This window comes from Aliagarivorans marinus DSM 23064, assembly GCF_000429485.1.
Taxonomy (GTDB): Bacteria; Pseudomonadota; Gammaproteobacteria; order Enterobacterales; family Celerinatantimonadaceae; genus Aliagarivorans; species Aliagarivorans marinus.
Genome location: NZ_AUBY01000035.1, coordinates 1 through 23,549 on the forward strand (window position 1 = coordinate 1; position 23,549 = coordinate 23,549).

The 23,549-nt window shown below is 46.7% G+C and carries 19 protein-coding genes; 9 read left to right on the forward strand and 10 right to left on the reverse strand.

The features are described 5' to 3' along the window. The 4 genes from tnpA to G461_RS24285 all read left to right on the forward strand — a co-directional run. Positions 1-258 (forward strand): IS200/IS605 family transposase (gene tnpA, locus G461_RS0113820; RefSeq protein WP_026972280.1); only part of this gene is annotated, 258 nt, incomplete at its 5' end. A 352-nt stretch (positions 259-610) separates the two neighbouring features. Continuing rightward, on the forward strand, positions 611-1,675 hold the full coding sequence (locus G461_RS0113825) for a nitroreductase family protein (RefSeq protein ID WP_051333576.1): 1,065 nt from the start codon (positions 611-613) through the stop codon (positions 1,673-1,675). A 39-nt stretch (positions 1,676-1,714) separates the two neighbouring features. Next, positions 1,715-2,842, forward strand: coding sequence for a polysaccharide pyruvyl transferase family protein (locus G461_RS0113830; protein WP_026972282.1), 1,128 nt, complete (start codon positions 1,715-1,717; stop codon positions 2,840-2,842). Further along, positions 2,842-3,735: a glycosyltransferase family 2 protein gene (locus G461_RS24285; protein WP_051333577.1), complete on the forward strand. Its 894-nt coding sequence runs from the start codon at positions 2,842-2,844 to the stop codon at positions 3,733-3,735. The genes G461_RS0113830 and G461_RS24285 overlap by 1 nt, the downstream gene beginning before the upstream one ends. Before the next feature lie 135 nt (positions 3,736-3,870). Here the strand turns inward: G461_RS24285 and pssE are convergent, their stop codons facing one another. From pssE to G461_RS0113885, 10 genes are all read right to left on the reverse strand, one after another. Next, positions 3,871-4,311, reverse strand: coding sequence for a PssE/Cps14G family polysaccharide biosynthesis glycosyltransferase (pssE, locus tag G461_RS0113840; protein ID WP_026972283.1), 441 nt, complete (start codon positions 4,309-4,311; stop codon positions 3,871-3,873). Beyond that, positions 4,308-4,790, reverse strand: coding sequence for a PssD/Cps14F family polysaccharide biosynthesis glycosyltransferase (pssD, locus tag G461_RS0113845; protein WP_026972284.1), 483 nt, complete (start codon positions 4,788-4,790; stop codon positions 4,308-4,310). Before pssD ends, pssE begins: the two co-directional genes overlap by 4 nt. 8 nt (positions 4,791-4,798) lie before the next feature. Further along, positions 4,799-6,076, reverse strand: coding sequence for an O-antigen ligase family protein (locus tag G461_RS0113850; RefSeq protein ID WP_026972285.1), 1,278 nt, complete (start codon positions 6,074-6,076; stop codon positions 4,799-4,801). A gap of 57 nt (positions 6,077-6,133) precedes the next feature. Beyond that, positions 6,134-7,087, reverse strand: a complete 954-nt coding sequence (locus G461_RS0113855; protein WP_026972286.1) for a Wzz/FepE/Etk N-terminal domain-containing protein — start codon at positions 7,085-7,087, stop codon at positions 6,134-6,136. Between the two features lie 77 nt (positions 7,088-7,164). Continuing rightward, positions 7,165-8,169: a glycosyltransferase family 4 protein gene (locus G461_RS0113860; RefSeq protein ID WP_157360322.1), complete on the reverse strand. Its 1,005-nt coding sequence runs from the start codon at positions 8,167-8,169 to the stop codon at positions 7,165-7,167. A gap of 49 nt (positions 8,170-8,218) precedes the next feature. Continuing rightward, the gene (locus G461_RS0113865; RefSeq protein WP_035480342.1) at positions 8,219-9,109 is read right to left on the reverse strand and encodes a glycosyltransferase; all 891 of its coding nucleotides are present in this window, start codon (positions 9,107-9,109) and stop codon (positions 8,219-8,221) included. A gap of 46 nt (positions 9,110-9,155) precedes the next feature. Next, positions 9,156-11,966, reverse strand: coding sequence for an SLBB domain-containing protein (locus tag G461_RS0113870; RefSeq protein ID WP_157360323.1), 2,811 nt, complete (start codon positions 11,964-11,966; stop codon positions 9,156-9,158). Positions 11,967-12,125: 159 nt separating this feature from the next. Continuing rightward, positions 12,126-13,748 carry an asparagine synthase-related protein gene (locus tag G461_RS0113875; RefSeq protein WP_026972290.1) on the reverse strand — a complete coding sequence of 541 codons (1,623 nt, stop codon included), beginning with the start codon at positions 13,746-13,748 and terminating at the stop codon, positions 12,126-12,128. Between the two features lie 12 nt (positions 13,749-13,760). Continuing rightward, on the reverse strand, positions 13,761-15,068 hold the full coding sequence (locus G461_RS0113880; protein WP_026972291.1) for a lipopolysaccharide biosynthesis protein: 1,308 nt from the start codon (positions 15,066-15,068) through the stop codon (positions 13,761-13,763). Positions 15,069-15,230: 162 nt separating this feature from the next. Further along, entirely contained in the window at positions 15,231-16,604 is a 1,374-nt protein-coding gene (locus G461_RS0113885) for a hypothetical protein (RefSeq protein ID WP_026972292.1), read from the reverse strand. Positions 16,605-17,797: 1,193 nt separating this feature from the next. Here G461_RS0113885 and gspG point away from each other — a divergent pair. The 5 genes from gspG to G461_RS0113915 all read left to right on the forward strand — a co-directional run. Further along, positions 17,798-18,220 (forward strand): type II secretion system major pseudopilin GspG, encoded by a 423-nt coding sequence (gene gspG, locus G461_RS0113895; RefSeq protein WP_035480346.1) that lies wholly within the window; start codon positions 17,798-17,800, stop codon positions 18,218-18,220. Beyond that, positions 18,217-19,881, forward strand: a complete 1,665-nt coding sequence (locus G461_RS0113900) for a GspE/PulE family protein (protein WP_026972295.1) — start codon at positions 18,217-18,219, stop codon at positions 19,879-19,881. Before gspG ends, G461_RS0113900 begins: the two co-directional genes overlap by 4 nt. Then, positions 19,881-21,077, forward strand: a complete 1,197-nt coding sequence (locus G461_RS0113905) for a type II secretion system F family protein (RefSeq protein WP_026972296.1) — start codon at positions 19,881-19,883, stop codon at positions 21,075-21,077. Before G461_RS0113900 ends, G461_RS0113905 begins: the two co-directional genes overlap by 1 nt. Then, positions 21,078-21,482 (forward strand): pilus assembly FimT family protein, encoded by a 405-nt coding sequence (locus tag G461_RS0113910; RefSeq protein WP_026972297.1) that lies wholly within the window; start codon positions 21,078-21,080, stop codon positions 21,480-21,482. 28 nt (positions 21,483-21,510) lie between these two features. Beyond that, on the forward strand, positions 21,511-23,549 hold a 2,039-nt coding region (locus G461_RS0113915; RefSeq protein ID WP_026972298.1), incomplete at its 3' end, for a secretin N-terminal domain-containing protein.

Consider the following 23,549-nt stretch of genomic DNA (forward strand, 5'->3'; position numbering starts at 1 on the left):
CATTTGATTGTCAGGATGCCCCCGAGCCTGAGTGTTTCAGAGTATGTAGGCTTCGTGAAAGGAAGAACCGCGATTAGGTTGTTTGCGAAGTTTCCTTACTTGAGAAAGAAGAAACTGTGGGGTAATCACTTTTGGGAAAGAGGGTACTTCGTTGACTCCGTTGGGGCGAACGAAGACATAATCAGGCGGTATGTCAGGCATCAAGACAAGGTAGAGAAAGAAGAGCAAGAACGTCAGATGTCACTAGAAATGCAGTAGTATAGGTGAGCCCCCTTCTAGGGGGCCGTGTCAAAGCCACCTGCTCAGCAGGTGGATTTTTTACACCCTAAATTTGTGTTCGTGCATACGAAAGAGAGCTCCGCGCAAGCCTCAAAGGGGTGGGGACCAACGGTTGCTCCTATGGAGTCAGCACCTCTGGTGCCATCACTTTAACATGCTTCTGTCGCGAGTAATGATGGCGTAACATTAGCTACCTTGATATCCTATCCCGCCCTTGGCTGGCGGTATGTTTTCTGCGTCTACCAGCAAGAGTGCCTGCCTCAAAAGTTTGAGTTTGGCTCGCTCAACAGTAACTTATTTACGGTTACACCGAATTTTAAGCGACGGTAAAATGACCTTTAACAGAAAACGATATACTTTGCGCAACTTCAAGCGAATTATTAAGACGTTATTAGCAATTGCACTAAAGCCGATTACTCATTTTATGAGTCGTTCTCAACGACTATCAAAGCTCTACTTCAGCCTATTTTCCAGTGAGTTTAAACGTGAGCAACACGCGGTGCTTTCTGGTCACCGAGCTTACCAGCGAAGTTTGCACCACATTGGTGATAGTTCCGTGCTGTTACGGAGGAACATTCATCGTTTAGAGAAAGGGTTAATTATGCGCCCTAGACGTAGTGCGTTCGGTAAAGACTACCTAAATGAAACGCTAGATTGCTATTCTCGATGCCTTAATGCAGCGAGTATTGATCGTCAAGAGTTGCAGTGGGCATACGATGTGCTGACAGCTTACTTTTCGGTTGTAGATTTGTCGCTTCCTTGGCTCGATAAGGCTTACAAGCGGTTTTGTGCGTTAAGAGAGCCCCAAAAAAACAGCGGTTATGTTCCTTATCGACGTAGTGAAGGCGTGAAAAGCGAAACAAGCTTTGAACAGTTTTTAACGCTTTGTCAGCAGCGTCGTTCAGTACGTTGGTATCAAGAAAAGGCTGTTAGCATGAAAGTTATCGAGCAAGCTGTACAAGCTGCATCCTTAGCCCCTTCGGCGTGTAATCGACAGCCCTTCCGTTTCTACACAGCTTTACAAGGGAAACATGTACAAGATATTGCAAGCATAGCCATGGGGACCGCTGGCTTTATACACAATATCCCAGCGGTTATCGTGGTCGTCGGTGACCTTTCAGCCTATCCTTTTGAGCGAGACCGGCATGTTATATACATAGATGGCTCACTTGCAGCGATGCAACTGATGTTAGCTTTGGAAACAATGGGGCTTTCGACATGTCCCATTAACTGGCCTGATATCGAGGAAAAAGAGCGATCCCTTTCGCTGCGACTTGGGCTAAAGCCTTATGAGCGTCCCATTATGTTGATTTCTGTGGGGTATCCTGATCCCGAAGGTATGATTCCTTATTCACATAAGAAATCGCCAAGTCAGTTGATAAAAGAAGTGTTGTAGTAGCATTTTGTATAGTTAGTTATTCACGGAGACTAAATTTTGAATATTGAGGTTTTGGGTATCGGTATCCCCAATAAAGGAGCTGAGTTAATGTTGCTAGCTCTCATGGAAAAAATTAGGGACAAATACCCAAAAGCGCGGTTTGTTTTACCTGCATTAAATCACGACTATGAACAACGCATGTTCTTAGGCACTTACCAAAAGTTTGCGCTGCGCGTAGCGGGGATCGATTTGGGCTTTGTTGGCAATTGGATCCCTACACGCCTCAAACACAAATATGGCGTCATTTCTGATGGTGAAATTGATGTCATAATCGATGCCTCAGGCTTTGCCTATGGTGATCAATGGGGCAGCAAGAAACTATTACAGAGATTAGGGAAAGTCAGCAAATGGAAAAGGCAAGGAAAGAAAGTCATCGCTCTACCTCAAGCACTTGGCCCATTTACTTCTGAAGGTTTTGAGCAAGCCTGCCGAGAAGTCTTCCCTAATGTAGATCTGCTGTTTGCCCGAGATTCTATTTCGTATAAGCACGCCGCAGCGTATACAAGCGACAACCTGTTTCAATTTGGCGACTTTACTAACTTAGCAACACCCGAACAAGCAACTAGCGCGTTTGCTGAGAACGCAGATGTTTGCATTATCCCGAATACCAAAATGCTGCAGATGAACGACCAAGCTCAAGGCCATCGTTACATTGAATGCATGATTGCCCTTACCCGAAGCATGATAGAGAAAAACCGCAAGCCGTTTTTCCTCGTCCACGAAGGCAAGGGTGATCGAGAACTAGCAGAGCAAATTCGCGATGCAGTTGATAGCAACATTCCGTTACTCGATCCCAAAGATGCGCTAGAGATCAAACGAATCATTGGCGCATCTAGTATCGTGATTAGCTCTCGCTTTCACGGCTTGGTTAGTGCACTGTCTCAGGGCGTGCCGGTAATTGCGACCGGGTGGAGTCACAAATATCAAATGCTGCTGAAAGATTATCACTGTGAAGAGCTGCTTATCGGACTCGATGACGACAACAGTTGGCGAGCGTGCGTTGAGGCAGTTACCAACCAAGAACAGTTTACCGCATACAAAGGCGTTATCAGTCGACAAGCCAAGACCTTGAAGCATGAAACTGAAGCAATGTGGGCCAAGGTTTTTGAGTTACTAGCGCGTTAATGAAATATTCAGTAATCATACCTCACTTCAAAGATTTAGCCGGGTTGAACCGGCTACTTTCGTCTATACCTACGGTGCCAGATATTGAGTGCATTGTCGTCGACGATCACAGTTGCTCGCGCCAAGAGCTGGCTGACATAGCACAGCAACATGCTGCGCTAACACTGCACATCGAGCAGTTACCGAGTAACAGCGGCGCTGGAAGTGCTAGGAACATGGGGCTGCAGATAGCAACAGGAGAGTGGTTGATTTTTGCCGACTCCGATGATCAGTTTCTAGCGGGAGCCTTTGACACCATCCGCCAAAAAACGGCTCGGGTAGGGGGGAGTGAGCTACTGTTTTTCTCTCCCGACAGCCTAAATGCCGAGACCGGACGTCAAGGCCACCGCCATCGTATTTATACGAATATGGTCGAGCAATACTTAAGGCACAGCAATCAGCGTATCCGTTACTGTTTCCATGTACCTTGGAGCAAAGTGTTTCGCCGCACTTTGATAGACAGACATTCGATTAGTTTTGATGAGACCAAAGTCTCGAACGATGTCATGTTCTCACTTAAAACCGGCTATCATGCAAAGCAAATCGCGGTATTTGAAGACAAGATATACAGCGTTACAGAAAGAACCGGAAGTTTAACTAAAACGATTAGCCCGGAGAATGCCCGTCAGCGATTTAAGGTAACATGTGATTTTAATTGTTTCTTAAGTAAGATAGGAAAACGGTCATTTCAAATTCCACTTACAAGGGCACTCTCTCTCTATGGGGAACCCTTGGGGAGCGAGTTTAAGCTAGAGGTTATACGTTGCTATCTTCGTAATGGATGGAAACTGACCCGGTTTCCGGGGTTCTTGTCGGTAATAATGAAATTAAAGAAGATATTTAGTTTGAAATGAGCAATATTACCTAATTATATATCTCATTGTTCAAAATGGGGTTCCTGTTACAAACTACTTTGAACTAGAAGCTAGCTGACTATCTAATTACTAGTTAGCAAATGAACACTACTTTTTGGCCTCTTAGGCTGACTATCATGATTTTAGAAAATCACTTATCTCTTTATACTTACTAAAACGCAATGGCTGATAGGGAGCAGGAATGAATGACTCACTTTCCTTTATGCTATGTATTAACTGGGTTGGAGCCCAAGCAACCAAGGCATAGTGGTTTTGCTCAACATACTTAGCCAAATCCATCTGGTGTTGATCTATCCTCTCTAAGTTAGGTACTACTATAACCTTCTTTTTTCTTTCTAGAAGTGAGTAAACACTACCGGCACCGGCGTGTGTTACCACTAAATCTGCAGCTTCATAAAAATCGTCAATACTGTCAACAAAGTCAAAGCTCGTATTAAACAAATTGTCCCTAGTGGGGTCAGCATGCTGAATCGTTATTTGGTGATCTGTTATTAATGATGCCTCATTAACTAACGATGAAAATTTAGTTGTACCGACAGTAACGAAAATATTCATAACCTACCACTCAAAATAGCTTTGGGGAAAAGTTTCAATAGCTCTTCATTTTGAACGTAAAATTTGTCCGACAAGTGGTACATCAACATACCAGTTAGTGATTTGCTGTAAAAGCGTGACCAAGTCTCTACGTGTACGACCTTTGCTCCACTGAAAGTCTTAAAGTATAGGGAGGCTAAAACAGAGATTCCAGGCCCCGTTGATATAACTGCTTCAATATTATGCTCTTTGTTTATCTGGCGCAGTTTTTTGACAATTTGGAAGACGCGCTTAAGTGAACCCCAACAATCTCTATCATATTTGTCTCTGACTTCCGGCAGTGTGTATGTCAAAGTAGACCAAGGGTAACGAGTTTCAGCGTCAGTTATACTAACAACCATATTGGTGATTTCATCTTGTAAACCGAGCATTAGCCTATTCATTTGCGTCGCATGCCCGCCCTCACCATATACTGCGATATACACGTTATTGTTATTCATAAATGACCTTATCCACCGACTCTAGCTGTAAGCAAACTGCTATAGTAATCAATGTTGTTCCTTCTCCAGAATGGTAACGCTATAGTTACACCCCATATGAACGTCACAAATCCATTAAACAAAATATGGCCGGCTACCGAAGATATTAGCAAAAGAACAAAAGATGATACACCTATGGAAAGTTTCAAATCAGTAATAAGCTTATCACCCTTATCAGGAAATTTTCTTACAACATTGAATAGAATGTTCATCAACACAATATATACAAAGAATGTGGCGAATCCGAAAATAAATACTATATCGATAGGGTCCATCTCTACGGTATCTTTATTGAACTTATTTAATTCTTCAAAGCCGAAGCCAAACAATAGGCGAGTGTAACCTTGCATTGAAAAACTCGGGAATATGTCCCAAAAGAATATATCTCGGTCAGAGAGTAAGGCGCGCGTAACCCCCCCTGTCTCATAAAAATATACTAGACGATCATAGATAGGAGAGTTAAGGAATAAAGAATAGACAAAGTAACACGCAACAATGCCGATTGGAACAATGACGGAAAGAGCTGCTAGCATTTTAGGTGTGAAGTTAAACCTATGCAATGGGATAAGTGATGCCACGATGGCAACACCTAGAATACCACTCTTAGTACCAATGACTGCTGAAAGTGAAACAAAGAAAACTGAAAAAGAGATATAGGCTAAAATTCCGCGCTCTGCCGCTTTAACCAAAATGAACGTTGATATGATAACTATAACACCTGATAGTGCATTGCCAGAGTAGAAAAAGCCCTTAGCTCCAAATAAGCCATACGATGAGCTACCATACCCAACTAGTGAAGCAAAAATATTAATAGCCAAAACCGTTAATGATATATACATTAATGATAAGTAACTCTTCTTACAGTTGGTAACTCTAAATGTTGAAAAAACTAGAAATACAATAATTGTACTGACCAGCTTTAGTGCCTCACCGAAGTCAAATAGTAGATAACGCAATCCACCCGTTAAGTTTTGCAGGCTGCTCCAAATGATTACAAACGCCATTAAAGAGAAACTGAGCAAAAAGTAGCTATAATTGCGTCGTAACAGTTGAATCAAACCTAGGAACAAGAAAAGTAGCTTATATAGAACCGATAACTTTAGATCCACTCCTACTTTCATAACAAAGAATCCCGTTAGTGAATCAATGAAAAGCAGGCCGCAGGCCATAGCAAATAGCACTCTCTCCAACATGTGGTCGAAAGAAGTTAATTTTACGACTTGCCCAGTAGGAAGCGTTGAAAGCATACGGATTAGCCTACATTCATTTCAATTACGGAGAGGGAAACGTTAACTCTCAAGTCACTAATCATTAATTGCAGAAAAGTATCGAATTAGAACAAAAAGTACGCCAAGAATGCCACCGATCAAGGTGCCCAATACGCAAATGATTGCTCGACGAGGGCTATATTTTAGTTCAGGTGCAACTGCGGGATCGACAATTTTGAAAACGTACTCGTCCATTACTTCAGCGAGCATAATCGTTTTGATTTGCTCTTCAATCAGTTGAAAAAGAATAGATTGCATTTCTGCGAGTACAACATTGTTGAGCTTTTCTTCCAGATAGTTGACCGTTTTCATCGAGTCTTCTAAGTCACGCTGGCGCATCTCATTGTTTAGGTCTTCGATCAACCAATTGGCCCAATTTTTGGCGATGTGAGGCGAAAGGTGGTCAATAGAGATTCTGACAACCCCAGTTTGCTTATTCTCTACGACATTAAGTCTATCGATGAAATTGTCATAGGCTTCTTGCATAGACGGTATAACGGAACGAGGGAAGTTGACCTCCCGTACCCAAGTATCAGATTCCGTATCATAAATGGTAGGATTGTAGACTAAAATATCCTGCTCGGCCTGCCATTCTTGGACCGCCATAAGGTCGGGGAGAATGCCTCTTGTTTGTACGAACTCAGACAAAAAAGCACGGGAACGAAGAACTTCCAAAGCTAGGCCTGATTTATCGCCCCCGCTATCGCCTATACTGAATCCTGCCAATGATGCAAGGCCTCCTAACTGACCCGACAATCCACCAACGGTCGATTCTTGTTGAGATAGGCTTAGAATAACTTCGGCTCGATAGATGTTTTTCATACGAAGAGAAAGAACAACGGAGCCAATTGCAAATATAGCGGTGAACAAGATAATTGGAACTTTACCTTTCCATAGCACCGATAAAAGTTGAGTGAACGTGAGGCCCTTCTTGTTAAGTTGCTCACTTAATAAGTCAAACTGAAAGGGTTCGATCTGCTGTTTGGTCATTTAAGCTAATCCAATTAAAGTTTCTGCTCCAAGTAAGATACTTGAACATATAGTGTTAGCCTGGCGATAAAGGCTGTTTAGTCTTTGTGTAAAACTTGCTCAACCTTATGGCGAATGTTTTCTATTGCGTAATGATTGATCACACGCTTAGGCCCTTTTTGCTGATAGGCGCTATAGTTTAGTACGATATCTTGCAGCGACCGCGCAAGTTGTTCTGAAGAGCAATCCGCAGGAACGGCTATTCCAACGTCATGAGTGACAACGTCTGGGATCGGCCCCCACCCTTTGGCTATTACCGGCAGGCCAAATGACATTGCTTCAATAAACACCATACCAAAAGAATCATATTCAGAGGGAAGACAAAAAATGTCCGAGTCTTCCAGTATGCTTTTTTTCTCATCATTACCTAGCCAACCTGTAAAGGTAACCCGATCCACAAGATTCAAATCGTGAACTTGTTTTATAAGTTGGTTTTTGAGTGGGCCATCACCAGCTATGGTCAGCTCATACTGTTTTGGTAAAAGGGAAAAGCTGCTAATTACTAGCTCTATGCCCTTTCCTTCAACGAGCCTGGCCATTGACAACACTTTAATACACGATACTGGGGCTTGTCTGCTGGGCGCTGACAAGCGTTGCGTTGCGATTTTTTCTAACTCTGAACCGATGGGGTTGGCAACAATATTAACCGATAGATGAGGAATTACCTCTAGTAAGCGTGTTTTCCACCATGGAGTTAATACGACAACCTGATCAAAAGGAACAAGTATCAATCTTACGAATAACGTTCCCAGTTTGGAGTCTAGGTATTGATCCAACGTGGGCGAGTGGAAATGAGCGATACACTTAGCTCTAAAGCACTTTGCTATCAATGCTAAAGAGAATTTTCGCAACATTGAGAGCCAAGGACCCATATGGAACCAGCATGCGCTGTCTTGGTAATGCCCTTTGCCCTGTTTGAGCATGTAGATTACGCCAGCAAGCCAACTTTGGAAGAAGCGCTCTCCGTCTTTTTGGGTGGCTGTATATTCAAAGTCGTAGTGGCGTTCTAATCCGCCTACAAATGCTGTTAGTGCTGAGCTCATCCCTCCACGTGACAAGAAGAGGTGAGGGCCAAAAAACCTTACTTTCACATTATTTCCTAAGCCAGTTTTGGCGAAGTTGGGCCATAAAAGGAAAAGATCTGCTCAGAAAGTAGCGTGTTTTGCGCCTACAAAAACCAAAGCGTAGATCTGCCAGAAGTTCAATCAGTGAGTAAGATTCTCGTAATGCAACTCGCCGCATGTAACGCTGATTCGCTCTATTCCTCTCTGTGAAAAGCTTCTCATGCTTTTGGTAATATTGCTGATAGCCTTTCGCTTTATTGGGCTTGGAGGTCACTCTTGGGCCAGTATGACCTTGATGCAAGTAGTAACTGGCGCCTTTGATACGTCTCGCAGGGCCATGCTTATGTATGAGACGTGTCCAAGTATCATAATCTTGGCATGCTACAAACCTCGGATCAAAACCACCAATATCGCGAAGCTTACTTGTTTCAGTAAGCACTTGATTACCCGCGAAGTTGTAATCAAAGATATCGCCAAGCGATATGTCTCTAGCCGATGAGTCTACTGTTTTGCTTTTGCCCCCATAGTGCCAAAAAAAACCATGGCAAACGAATGCCATATCAGAGCTGTAAGCACTAACTAGGGTTGCAACTCGCTCTGGGGTGTACTCATCATCATCGTCTAGTCCGGTAATAAAGTATCCGTTCGCTTGTTGAATTGCGATGTTTCTCGCAACACATGCGCCTTGTGGCTTATCTTGTCGGAACACTCGAATGTTGGCATAGCGTTCCGCTAGTGAGAGAAGATATCCCCACGTGCCATCTGTGGACGCGTCATCAACGATGATTAGCTCAATGTCTGGATAGGTTTGTGACAACACAGAGTCGACCGCCCTTTGCAGTAAGGTCAAGCGATTACAGGTAGGCATATACACTGTCACCAACCCCTTGCCAGCGCGAGTTTCTCGATTATTTAGCATAGACTTTCATTTGATATAAGGGGCGAAAGTTCGCCCCTTAACGGTTCTAGAAGATATTGAGTGCAGCCAGAGCAACGGCGCTGTTATAGACGATATTGGTAACCTGGCTCCACAGTGTTAAGCCATCTTTGTAGTCGGTCTTAAGCGGAACGATCACCGTATCACCAGCATGAAGAGTGTGTTTGCCGCCGAACCAGAACGATGTCTTTGGCAGTAGCACCGAGCCATCACCTCGAATAACGTAGATCCGTCCTTTATCGGCTCGACGTGTCATACCTCCTGATAACTTTAGGTATTCCTCAATCGTCAGCTCACCATTAAAACGATGGGAAGTAGGGTGCTGTACCTCACCCATAACGGCAATGGTGTCTCGCCTAGGCGGAACGTATAGCATGTCCCCTTCTTCAGTAGGGAAGTCGTAGTTTGTTGAGGCCTTAGATACGCGCTCCAAATCAATCACTAAACGACCGACCGATTGGGTCTTTTCTAACTCGGCAAGCATCGTTTGTGAGTCTGCAGCGCTTGCGAACGACCCTTGTTGTGAAAGAGTACGGTTTGCCACCTCTTTGCGTAAGCGGTCAATAATACGTTGAATTTCCAGCTCTTCTTGGCGTTTGAGGAACTCTCTAGTAAACACAGCACCATAAGGGTAGGCGTGTTCGGTAAACCCACCCGCTCGCTCTATCACCTCAGAAAGTGTTTCACCCTTACGCAGAGAGTATACGCCCGGGAAGTTGAACTCGCCGCGCAGCTCGATGGTCGGGTTTTCTTGCCAATTAGGCTGAGTCAGTACGTTGAGCCTGTCTTTGCTGAGTAAAGGAAGGTTAGCGACAATGTCACCTGCCATTACTTGATTGAGGTTGATCGGCAAGTGCTGAACATGCGCACCATAATCTGTTTCGGTACGGGTCAGCTCCGCTTTTGTCATAAAGGCGCTTTCTTTTAACCCGCCCGCCAGCAAGATGAGATCTTCGACGCGCCCTTGATTAACCAGAGGGTATACGCCGGGATAATTCACTTCTCCAACAACACCAACGATGCGCACTTGTTGTTGGTAGCTCGCCTGGCTCTCTAGTTTCGATATAACAGGGGTAAGCAGCTCATCTCTCTTGAGGTTGGCAGAGAGAGCTATCAGTCTTTCGTTGGTAAATAGATTGAGTAAGGCTTGTAAGCGTAGGTTCTCTTCTCGGGACTCTGTGGAATCGCTCTCGACGTTACCTGAGGACACGATTGCAACGCCGCCAATTGATTCTTGGTTCAGCATTTGTTGCTGCTCTAGGAGCAGTGCTTGTGCAGATTTGCCGCGTTGTGATATCTCAATTTGAGCGACTTCAATATCGCTTTGCTCACGACTAAGAGACACAAAGTAACGGGCTAACTCACGACGGTTAACTAACTCGTCCCTTAGGTTGAAAACCATTAACTTATCATTGGCCTGAAGCTCAATGTTTTGTGGGCTATGAGGATTAAGCACAGCCTCGGCAAGTTTAAAGCCTTTAACATCAATGTCGCTGCCTATATACGCTTCTCTGATTACGATAGCGTAGCGAGGGTCAGAGCTAGGTAGCAAGTCAGAGTTGAAGTTAGATAGCAAATCCTGAACTCGCAGGCCTTCTCGCCACTGATAAATGCCCGGACGGGCCACCGCTCCTACTAAGGTGATGGAGTTTTCTACCAACGCGTTGCCACTGCGAACGAGTAGTCTGTCACCATCTTGCGCGCGTTGCTGCTGGGCATCGGCATTGCTCAAATCGATATTGATCGCGTGGCGAGTGAACGTATCGTCAACACGTTCTATCACTGAGGCTTTAGGATAAGCATCAGGGAGGGCCCCTCCGGCCATCTCTAACAGGTCACCAATGGTCTCGTTTTGCTTGAGTTCGTAGATTGCAGGGCGTCTTACGCTACCTTCAACGGTTGCTGTACTGCCTAGTGCGGGTACAAAAACCACATCACCAGATTGCAATGACACATCACCGGAGGCGTCGCCACGGAGCAGCAGATCGTAAAGGTCGAAATTAGCAATCAGTGAATCACCGCGTTTTACTTGAACATTACGGAGTGAGCCAATTTCTTTGATACCACCGGCTAGAAATAGTGCTTGTGATGCCGTAGTCAAACTGTTGACAGTGTAAGAGCCCGGGTAGTTTGCATCGCCGGCCACAAATACGCGAATGGTGCGCAGCTCACCAATGGTCATATAGACCTTTTGGCCAAGCAGTTTCTGGCTTACTTCTTCGTTGATGACCTCTCTAGCATCAGAAAAACGCAATCCACCAAGGTTAACCGGACCAATGTCGGGAAACTTAACTTTGCCCTGGCGGTCAATCTCTAGGCGGTGCTCTCGACTCTGTTTTCCGAATAGCTGAACAAGAATGGTATCGCCGGGGCCGAGTACGTAATCATCAGGAACGGGCACATCGGTAACCGGTGTGAAGTTAGCACCCTGTTGGGCCTGTGTGAGGAAGAGATCATAACCAAAAGGCTTGAGCGCCTTTGCTTCTTCCTCTTCCTGCATGCTGTCCAAGATTGACTGTTCTTGGCGCATCACCTGCAGAGCAAAAGGGTCATCAGGCACCGGTGAAGCCGTACCACTGTTCGCGCTGGCGCTAGCTGAGCCCGACTGCATCATCAGTATCGATGGGTCGATGCCATATTGTTGGGCTAACGCTTGTTGCTGTGCTGGAGGTAATTGCTGAAACTGCTCTAGCATTTGCGGCGTGATATCAATCGTCAAGCCAGGCAGCGAGAAAAGAAGCGCGAAAGGAAAGACCAGAGCGCGCAAGTTTCTTATTAATCTTCGAGTCATTTTCAATGGTTTATGTTTTAGGGAAAAGACAAAGCAAGACAAGGACATTCCAATCCCCTCTTGCTTCCAAGCACAACGGTTGTCGCCTCAAGAGGCAAATTATACTTACCTTGAACAGGCGATAGCAAACACAATCCGTTAGCAACTGTTAACACGTTGATCCAAGGCTGGATTTGGCCAGTGGCTAACGCTTAATCTCGAAGCTGTTTAATCGTTATCTTGTGACAACGTTCCCGCTGCTAGATGTAAAAATGCGTACATTGCGATTGCAGGGTAAATACCTTTTCCTTCCGGCGAGCCCTGTTCTTGAAACCACTTGCTCGCAAAATCTGTCAGTGCTTTATCATGCGTTGGAGCGGATTTTCTCAGCTGGTTAGTAAACCAAGTGAAGCCATACTCGTCGTTAGGGTATGGGTTAGCTCTTACGCCTTTTAGCTTGTCTAGGAGTAAGGAGGGGTTGTTGGCAAGCCTAAAGAGGCGGTTAGCCACTGGTGACCTAGAGCGAGTTTTGTCCGCTGGGAATGCGATATCCATTGGCTTGAACACTTGGGTTTCCAGCGCGTGGTTATACAGTGATAGCCCATGCTTGTGTTTTGGTGGAACCGTGGCCCAAAAATCGCACAAGCGGCTATCCCACAATGGCATAGACCATGGTAACTGCATGTTCTCGTAATAGCGGTTAGTATTTACGATGAACTTTGCCTGTCGCTCCATCAAATCCCATACCTCAAAGGCTCTATAGGGCTTATCGAGGTGCTTCGCTAAATAGTTAACCTGGGCTGTCAGCTCGTCTCGTACCGGACTTATGTCCCCTCCTTTATACAGGCAGTGCCGATTGAAAATTGCGCTTACCACATCATCAGTACTGGAGTTATCGTTCAGCGATTTCGGCAAATGGCCCCCACCAATAAAGCCTCCGGAGTGGCCAAAAACCATCACCGAGCCAGTGATGTCTTGCTGCTCAAGGTACTCAAGGAAAGGCAGCGATGCCACGCCGCTAATACAAGTGTTGCCACTAGTCATGTCCAACAGGCGCGGATAGGTATCATTGTCCAGTACTTGCTGCCAAGCTTGCGTAGAATAATCGATGTACTGCCATTGATACCCTAGTTTTTGGGCAATGTGCTGGCTAATGGATATATCTTCGTTTGCAGGTCGTCCCCAGGCAAAGCACTTCACATTACTAAACCCGCCTTTTTTGAGCATTGCGGCGATAAAGCGAGAGTCATAGCCACCACTCAAGGGCAGAATAATGGTCTTGTTTTGTGAGGCCTTGATCAGGCTGTCGAACACCTTTTCACTGGCATCCATAAAGCTGGATACCAATTCAGTTCTTGTTGCGCCTCTGCGCTCCGCATGAGAGTTATATACGTACTCCGGTTCGATACGCAACTCACTGTTAAGTTGTCCGACTAGTTTATGGCTGGCGGGGATTGACTTGGTATTGTTAAACAGAGTTCGGTCAAACGTTGCGTAACCAAAGGTTAGCCAGTTAAGTGCGCTGACATCATCCAAGGTTGAGCTTGGCTCTACAGTAGGAGAGTCATGAATAGACAGTACACCTGAAGTGACATTAAAAAACAGTGGCTGCTCGCGAACCAGGCCGGGAAACGCTTCAATGCTGCAAACCTTGCCTCCGTCATAGCTCACCTTGATGTAAGGCAGGCAGGCATCCAGCGCATCAAAGTCATTGCACATGTACTTTGGAATGTAGTGTTCTATCTGTTTGCTTTGCTTAAATAGCTTCCACCGTCCACTAGACAAATCTAACTGAATTTGACTGATGGATACTTTGCTGGAGCTTTGTGGGAAGTCTGGGGTATTTGACATACTTTAACTCATTCAACGCTGTAGTTGCTGATCGTACCTACACACTTGCCTATACACATCTGCAATGACAATCAGGTTGTAGCACAAGCCTGCAATAGAGAATGTCACAACGGTTGTCTCGGCACTAAAAAACAGTGCTGCAATAAGCATGCTGGTCACTCGTGTCGTGGAACCAACAATGTTTAACAGCAGATAACGCTTTTGCTTGCGCAGTATCGGGATTAACGCCACTGAAGGGGTATTCACGAAAACGGCGTAAATCCAAATCGCCAACCACGATGCATACTGGCCAGCTTGGACCCACGTTTCACCAAAGGCAAACTTGAACAACCAAGGGCTACAAAAGAACAGTGTGGTGAAAGGCACAAAACCCACTAACGCCAATACGCCAGTAGCTAACAGTTGCGTTCTAGCAATAGGTTGTTCATCGTGAGTCTTTTTTACTGCATGGCGGTAAAACGCTTTGCGGGTTGCTTCAGACACCAACCGGCCGGGGAGGTGAACAATACGCTCTGCTAGCGCATAGAACCCCGCAATAGCTGGGCCAAATAAGCCCATTAGCACGATGGCTGGCGCATGTTTATTTGCAGTGTTCAGCAGACGTTGCGGTACCTGAAACTTGGGGAACTCATGATACTCCCGGCAAACACGCGTAATGAGTGTAGGCCAAGCAGACAGTGAGAATCGCTGCCAATGGCACGTAGCGGTACTGAGTGCCCCCGACTTTACATAGGCAATTAGCGCTGCACCAGTACCCACAAATGCGCCCACTATCAGTGTTAACCCGCTTGGTGCCAGACCACCACTGACTAAGCGAAATGAGGCCGAGCAAAACACCGCAATGACCGCGCCCAGCGCAATAAGCTTGATTCGGTCTGAACGCAACAACCAGTATTGACTAGCGCGCTCGGCGCTTAACACATATCCATAAATGATCGCAAGAGCGAACACATACAGTGGGTAATGTGGTTGCGTTCCCACCAAATGACTGTACAGCGCATAGCCCCCAAGGGCTATACATAATATTAGAGTCGAAATCGCTGCCACGGATATTGACGCTGCAAATATTCGTGCTGCCTGGATTTGTCTCTTTGGCAGTGGTATTGCGCTTTCGAGCTGCAATGAGATAGGGATGGCTGCAATGGCACTGGCCGACATGAACAACGCGAGCATACCAAAGTCATCCGGCGAGTAAAGTCGGGTAAGTAGCGGCGCTACCAAAACACTGAGCAACTGCGCCACCGCATTACCGCTGATAAGCACCCTTAAGGAACGTAACAGCGAATGCTGGGAGAGCCGGGATAGTAAAGTAAGTGACATTAAAAATCGTTAGGTTATCGAAAAGCGGAGCGATTGTAACACTACTTACATCTGTTCTATAGGTTACTCGCGATTAGCGCGAAAAGAATAGATCACAAAAAAGCCGGCTAGCTTGCGCTAACCGGCTTAAGGCTAATTAACTAACAAATTATAGTCTAACTATTACTTGCCTTTGTACTGATCGTTGATGGTCTGTACGCGAGAATCGTTTTCACGGTAGTAAGGTACGATGCTTACGTTCTCTTCATCAGCGTCAGAGATAAAGGTGATGTTCAGCTTACGACGCTCGTTGCCTTCCAGGCCTAGAGCTTCAGCAATAACTGACTCTTTGTAGTGAGTAACAGTCTTAGGTGCTGCGTCTTCTAGGTCACCGGTGTACTGGATACCGTCTTGGTCAAATGCAGTGATTTGAACAGAAGCGGCAGCAGTGCCGTGGTTGCTGTACTCAATAGCAGAAGACAGGTGGCTGTAGCCTACTGGCAGGTATGGGATGTTAACAACAGATGCATCTAGAGCCCACTCACCGAATGAAGCTTTTTCAGCCAACGTGTTGGTTTGAGTTGCTCCGCTATCATCGAATTGAACACTCAGGTCAAGAGTGAACGCAGTTCTTGGAATCTCTTCGGTAGTGTTGGCAAAGTCAAACACAGCAACGGTGGTTTTGTTCATGCCAGTTACGTTATCAGTGAAACCAACTACTTTACCGCCAGCCGCTGGGATGTCTTGTGGACCAGCAACGTCCCAAGTCAGGCCTGTGCCTGCAGTAATGAAGTTAGCAGCGTTAACACCAACGGTGCCGTCGTACAGCGCGCCATTTACCGCGACGTTCATTTGAACGGCAGTAGTTACTGCTACTTTGTAGTCAGCAGCTGCATCAATAAGTTTCACAGTTGCAACGTCTGAGTTTGCACTTTCAGCCAAGGCAAAGGTAGAGAACTTGGAGTAGTCGATACGATCAACGCGGTTGTTGTATACAGTCTCAATGCTGTATGAGAACTGAGCGCCTTGGGTTGCAATTGGACCAACGCCGCTTTCAATTGGAGCGCCCGCTAGGTTTGAATCGTATTGCAGGCTAGATGCGCCAGATACTACGATCGCTGGTTGAGGGATAGTAGTACGGAATGCTGAGTTAGCAATCAGTGGGTTACCCAAGTTTACATTGAAGGAAATAGTGCCCGCGTTTGCATCAACTTCTACTTCGTCAAAGGTAAACGAACCGGTACCTACGTCAAAAGTTAAGCTACCACAGGTGAACTGACCAACAGTAGGAGCGTTACAGGTGCCGCCGGTTACGCTTCCTAGGTCAACAGCGCTGTCAAAGGTGAAGACAATCTCAGAACCTGCAGGGTGCTCGTTGGCAACGATAACGTCAAATACTAGGTCTGCAGTTGCGTCAACGTTGGTCAGGCCAGCTTGTACAGCTTCGTTGGTGAAGGTCAGGCGGTCAGCAGAAGGGGTGCTAATGGTAGCTGCGTTAGCTGCGAAGCTACCAGTCACTGCAAGTGCTACCAGTGAAGTTTTAAATAGAGTTTTCATTTCTCGTAAATCTCCAATTCCATGAAATCGGTGTTATAAGCCCGTTTAAAATTATCCATAGCTATAACGTCCAATGTATTGCTAATGAGTGCGCTCACCGCTGAGGCCAACAAGCCACCCGGGTTGGTACAAGACGGCCCCGTGACGCATGTGATTACAACTCAAATTCCTAACAAGTAAATTAGTCAACTCACTTGCTGAATCGAATATAATGGAATTGATTTTTAACATCAACCGCCTGTCAGCATATTATTTTATTAAAATTGTGGTTAATCACACCTTGTTGATTTTGCTAAATGTCTGACCTTTCTTTGCTAGTAACGCTTTGTTCTGCCAATAACTCTTTTGACGTGATATTTTCATTAGGCCAGTTTTTGTTGTATTCAATGAACATGCTGTTTGAAATATTGTTGTCATGGTTAATGTCATACCACAGGGCCTGTAGAGCGCTAGTGATTGAATTGTGAATAAAATGAAAATTAAGAAGGGCTAGCACGTCAGTTGATTGGTGTAATATTCTGATTGGTGGAGCCAATGCAGAATATACGTCTGGTTAATCGGATTTTTGCCGAGTGTTCGAAAAATAGGCAGTTTGTTTTCGGGTTAACGTTTGTTGGGGTAGAAGGGGAGGTGGGTGCTCACTCGGTGGCAGCGTTAAATTCTACTAAATTTGAGAAGGGGCATATGGAATCGTCAGTTTTAGTAAAGTGCCCGTTGGTGTCGAAAAGTCAGAAAATGTTTTTGTTGTTGGTGTTTTTAGCCGTTGTTGTATAAGGCTGTTAAGGTTTGGCTTTTCGCAACTGAGTAAGCACTCCTGCGGCTATGAGATTACTAGAAACCTACGTACAGCGTACAGCGGATACCCAGCTAATGTCTAGTAGCCGGGAAACTGTTGGGTTGTAACGATTGGGGCGTTGCAATAGTGCCTAATTTCTTTGTGTGCTTAAGCTGTAGTGGTTACAGCTGGTGTTATCTTCAGTACGCTTTGTGAGGCGCTATAATCCTTGCCAATTTTCTTCATTTCGTTAAACTCTTAACTCTAATACAGAGAGCAATCACTGAATATTTGGAATGTTTCGGAATAAAATTCGGGTTGTTCGGTGTTGCTTGGTTGTTTGTGTGGTTTTGTCATGCTGGTTTCCGGCTTGGGCGTAAGTCGCGGGAGCAACTAATTTCAAATGGAATAATTGATAATGAGTAGTATCAGCTTATCAGCTCGTTGTAAGCGTCAGCAAGGTTTCACCTTAATGGAGCTGCTAATAGTTATTGTTATCATGGGGCTGCTAATGTCTTTAGTGGCGCCTAGCATGTTCTCTAAGGTTGGCTCATCAAAGATCAAAACGGCCGAAGCGCAAATGCAGATGATTGGTACTGCACTTGACGTCTATCGCTTGGATGTCGGTAACTACCCTAGGTCTTTGTCGCAACTGCGGCAGGATGATCAGACTGGCTGGGATGGGCCTTATCTGCCCCGAGACTTACCCTTAGACCCATGGAACCGTGAGTATATATACAAGGCTCCCGGCGATAACGGCGCGCCCTACAATTTGCGTACCCTAGGCTCTGATGGGCAGGAAGGCGGCGAGGGCGAGGCCGCGGATATCATTTACCAATGAGTCGGCTCGAGCAACTATTGCAGCATGCGTTTGGTGTTGCCAGCGATGATCTTGCAAAAGCGCGCCATTTCCAACAACGTAACAGCGGTACCTTGGAGCATATCCTCGTGAATATGGGGGCGCTGGCCGAGGAAAACCTGCCAGCGCTTTATACGCAGTACCTTGAGTTACCACCTTTCAGTGATTTTTCTCTTGGAGAGCTTGCTCAAGCGCAGCAAGGAAGGGGTTATGACGAGTTATTCAGCTATGGATGGTTAGTTGTTAGCAGCCAAGAGGGTCAGCTTGATGTTCTCGCGCAGAACCCGCTTAACCCAGAGGCGATGGAACTGTTCGAGGAACTCTGTGCAGATCGCCAGTACCGTTTGTTTGCCGTGTCTGAAGCGCAGTTCGATAGTGTGGTTCAACCTCTGTTGGCGCTGACCACAGAGGACGAAACTCAACTCGAACAACTCAGTAGCTTTGAGGAAGATAAGCTGCGGGAGATGGCCTCTGAAGCTCCAGTAGTTAACTTGTTAAATAGTCTTATTGCCAAAGGTCTCAAGCTTGCTGCATCTGACATGCACTTAGAGCCGGTCGCAGGTACTTACCGAGTTCGCATGCGTATCGATGGGGTGCTCAAAGAGGTGGACACCATTCCTTCTCGACTCAGTATTCCAGTTATCTCTCGGTTAAAGATCCTCTCGGGTATGGATATCGCCGAGAAACGACGACCTCAAGATGGCAAAATCGACATCAAGGTCGCCAACGAAAAGCTCGATATTCGCGTATCGGCGCTCCCCCTGGCTGATGGCGAGAGCATGGTGCTGCGTTTTTTACGCCAGCAGTCGATTACTTACGATGTGGCTAGCCTTGGCCTGTCAGAGGATATCCTTCAGGCAATCATGGGTGATATACGCAAGACTTCGGGCGTAGTATTACTTACCGGGCCTACAGGCTCGGGTAAAACCACCAGCTTGTACACGTTTTTAAGTCTACTTAACGATGAGTCCCGCAAGATCATCACACTAGAAGATCCCGTTGAATACCAGCTCAGGGGTATCAACCAAGTACAGGTTCAGTCCGATATCGGTTTTGGTTTTGCTGAAGGTTTGCGCTCAATTGTCCGGCAAGATCCCGATGTGATTATGTTAGGTGAGATCCGCGATGCTGAAACAGCTAGGATCGCCATGCAATCGGCTTTGACCGGCCACCTGGTTTTTAGCACGGTTCACACCAATGATGCGCCTTCGGCCTTTACCCGCTTACTTGACCTTGGGGCGGAAGAGTATTTGCTGAATGCGGCGTTAGTATCGATAGTGGCGCAACGTTTGGTGCGCAAATTATGTTCTCATTGTAGCGAAGCCGCTGATAACAGTGAGCAACTCACCCAGCTTTATCCTCAGTTACTGGACAGCCAGTTTCGACATGGCGCACCGTTAAGGCTGCGTCAAGCCGTTGGCTGTGAACACTGTGGAAATACGGGCTATAAAGGGCGAATGGCGGTCATTGAATACTTAGCTATCGATGATCAGGTACGCGCCTTGAAAAAAGACCAACATTTCCTGCAAAAAGCGATTGCGTATCATCGTCAGCAGGGAGGGCGCGGACTCGTTGATGATGGCCTGCTGAAAGTGGCACAGGGCCTTACGACTGTGGAAGAGGTCATGAGGGTGGCAAACTGATGGCACGCTTTCATTACCAAGCGGTCGACCGACACGGGGCTGTAACCAAAGGGGAGCTGGATGAGCGTTCATTCAGTGACGCCAAACACTCCCTCAAACGGCAAGGGCTGACGGTTACGCTATTGCAGCAGGCCGATAAGTCATCGCGAGACGCTTCGGTTGCCATCAAACCGCTAACTCTCACTGAGCTCGAGGTGATGACCTCTGAGCTTGCTCTGTTACTCGATAGCGGCGTTCGAATCGACAAAGGCTTGGATATTCTTGCTAAGGGCAGTGGTAGTAATGTGGCTCGGGTACTTGGTCAGCTTGCTGCAGCTGTCCGCAAGGGGGCGCCTCTATCCACTGCTATGGCTGATATCAAGGGGTTCGACAGTGTGTACATTAGCTTGGTGCGAATGGCTGAGGAGAGCGGCAATCTTGCCTTGGTGTTCTCGCAACTTGCGAAAGAACTTAAGTTTCGCTGCGAGTTAAAGGCCAAGATTGTACAATCATTAACCTACCCTTTGGTCATTTTGTTCGTTTGTGTTGCGTGTATCTTGTTTGTGTTCAACTTTATCGTTCCGCGAATGAGTGGCCTTTTCGAGCAGGCTTCTGAGCTTCCGGTTTACACCGAGATGCTGCTTGCTGTCAGTAGCTGGATGCAGAACTATCAACTTTATCTGTTTGCAGGGATTGCGCTATTGGTGTTTTGGCTGATCCACCTTAGTAGCAGCGGTCAGCTAACCAAGGTGTTAACCAAGTTTCTGGTTGATGTGCCCGGTCTTAGGCAGTCTGTCTACTTGGTTAGTCGAATTCAGGTCAGTAGCGCCTTAGGGATGATGCTAAGTAGTGGTGTTAAGTTGGAGCTCGCACTCAAAATGGTTGCCGATGGCGTAGCATGGCCGAAGCTTAACAAAGCTCTACTGGCAGCGCGCTCGAAAGTGACCAACGGTGAATCGCTTACCTCTTCGCTACAAGCCACGGATTTGTTTGGTGATCTATCCCTATCGCTGATTGAGGTAGGTGAGGAAAGTGGTGAGTTGCCGAAGGTGTTTGATGAGGTTGCTCAGCGCAGCCGAAACGAGTTTGAGGGGTGGACAGCTAAGCTCACATCTCTGCTTGAGCCACTGATGATCTTGGTGATGGGCGGCATCGTTGGCGGGGTGGTAGTAGTTATGCTGCTAAGTATTACTTCTCTTAACGATGTGGCGCTATAGATGCGCAACTCGGGCTTCTCTTTGATTGAATTATTGGTGGTGCTAAGCCTGATGGGCTTGGGGGCCGCATTGATCGGCCCTGCAACGCTTAATCAAGTCGCTAGAGCGAATGCCCAAGCTGAGCTCAATCGATTTGAAAATCAAATTAGGTTGATGAGCCAGCGTGCGTTTAGTCGAAGTGGTGGCATTGTGCTAGATATGCACAATAACCAGATTACCTTTCAGGATGTATTAACTCGATCTACTATATCGTCCCAATCCTTTGAATACATTGGCTTTCCTCAACAACAATCGATAACCTTGAATCGCAATGGCTACCCTTCGCCGGAGCGTGCCACTATCGTGTACCGTGGGCACCGCCAAGAACTCAACTTATTTAGACTAGTAGAAGCAACGGACGATTAAGCCCGTATTTTGTGCTTTATGGACAACAATGGAAATGCATTTTAAACAATTACTTATCGCCTCAGTTGCGCTTATTCAGCTTTCTGGCTGCGTATTAACAGATCCTGCGAGCCGCAACTATCAGTTAGAGAGCTCGTACTTAGAAAGTGCGGAGGCAGTAAGCGCGGAGGCCAGCGAGCCAGTTGCCGAAGCGGAGGTTAGTGAGGGATTACCAGAGGCTGAGCAGGGCGGGCAGTTTGAAGCGGTACCGAGCTTGAGTTTGGGGTCAGAGGGGTTTAACTCGGGAGCCAGCCTGTCGAGTCAGTTTGGTTCAGAAGCAAGTATTCGTTTGGCGGCGGATGAAATGCCGATGAATGATTTTCTGCATTACGTGTTTGGAGAGTTGCTGCAAGTTGACTACATCCTTGGTGATAACCTCCAGAGTATCCGTACTCCGGTTACCTTGAATGTGCAAAGCGCCATCAGTCCCCGCCGGTTGTTTGAGCTGACTCAAGAGCTGTTGTTGGAGCGAGAGGTCACTATTCAGGCTCGTGATGGCTTGTACGTGATAATGAACCTGCAACAAGGTGGGCAGGGGAACACAGTGCTGGGCTATGGCGCTTCACCCGATTCGATACCAGAAGGTGCGCAGAATGTAGCTCAAGTGGTGCCGCTAAAGTTTGTGTTTGGCCTGGAAAATCTTCGGGTACTGCGCGAACTCACTTCGGTGAAAGTCTCGCCGGACCTGCGCCGGGGGGTATTGATACTGAGCGGCTCCCGTACTCAGGTAGTACGTGCACTTGAGTTGTTAAAAATACTGGATGCGCCAGCGAACACCAGTAAGCATATCGGTCTGGTAAAACTGCGTTATATCACCCTTGAAGACTTTATCGAGACGGTCAATGAGCTGCTTAAAAGCGAAGGGATAGTCCCGGAGGCTGGAAATGACCGCCGTATCTCATTGGTACCGATTCCCCAGCTGGGGGCCTTGGCGGTGTTTGCCTCGGAGAGCAGCTTTGTTGGGCGGGTGCGCTACTGGGCCGAGCAAATGGATAAGCCGAGCCAAGGAGCGGAGCTGCGTTACTTTATCTATCAGCCTAAGTATGCCCGAGCCACTGATATTGGTGAGAGCCTGAGTAAGCTGATAGGCGGACGCTCGATGTCGGTACAACGTTCGGCCGAACGAGATTCAGCACGGGTGGAAGAGAATGCGCAAAGTCGCAACTCGGTGTCAAACGATAGCATGAGCCTGGTGGTGGATGAGCGAGCGAATACCTTGATATTCAAGGCCAGTGCCAATGAGTATCAGGGGCTACTGCCGCTGATTGCGCAGTTGGATGTAATGCCCAAGCAAGTCATTTTGGAAATGACCATCGCTGAAGTGACCATGACTGACGAGTTTAAATTTGGTGTGGAGTGGGCATTTGCCAAGGGCAACTTCTCTGGTGGTACGGCAGATGCGTTTGGTCTGGATAGTGTCGGTGGTGGCTTTATCAAATGGATGAGTGGGGATGATTTCATCAACATGCAGGCCTTTGAGAGCAATAACAACGTGAACATCATGTCGAAGCCAAGCTTGTTGGTGCGAGATGGTGTTGAAGCGAACATCAATGTGGGTACCGATATACCGGTGGTTGGGCAGACCACGACAGACAGCAATAATGGTGTAACTCGCTCAGTGGAATACCGTAAGACGGGTGTGAAGGTGTCGGTGACGCCCACGATTAACTCGCAAGGTATCGTGTCGATGACCATCTCTCAGGAGAACAGTAACCAGGTAGATGGCGGTACTTCAGTAGAAGGTAACCCGTCTATTTTTGACCGGAGTATCACCACAGAGGTGGTGGCGGAGTCGGGCCAGACGGTGATACTGGGTGGTTTAATTAGTGAAGATGTAACAGACAATGGTTCGGCAGTACCGGTACTGGGAGGCTTGCCTTTGATAGGAGGGCTGTTTGGTACCAAGACTGAGAGTGTGACCAAAACGGAGTTGGTCATTATGGTAACGCCCCGCATTGTGGACAATAGCAGCCAGTGGGATGAGCTGAAGCAGAGCTTAGCGCAAGGGCTGGAGCATGTTAGGTTGTA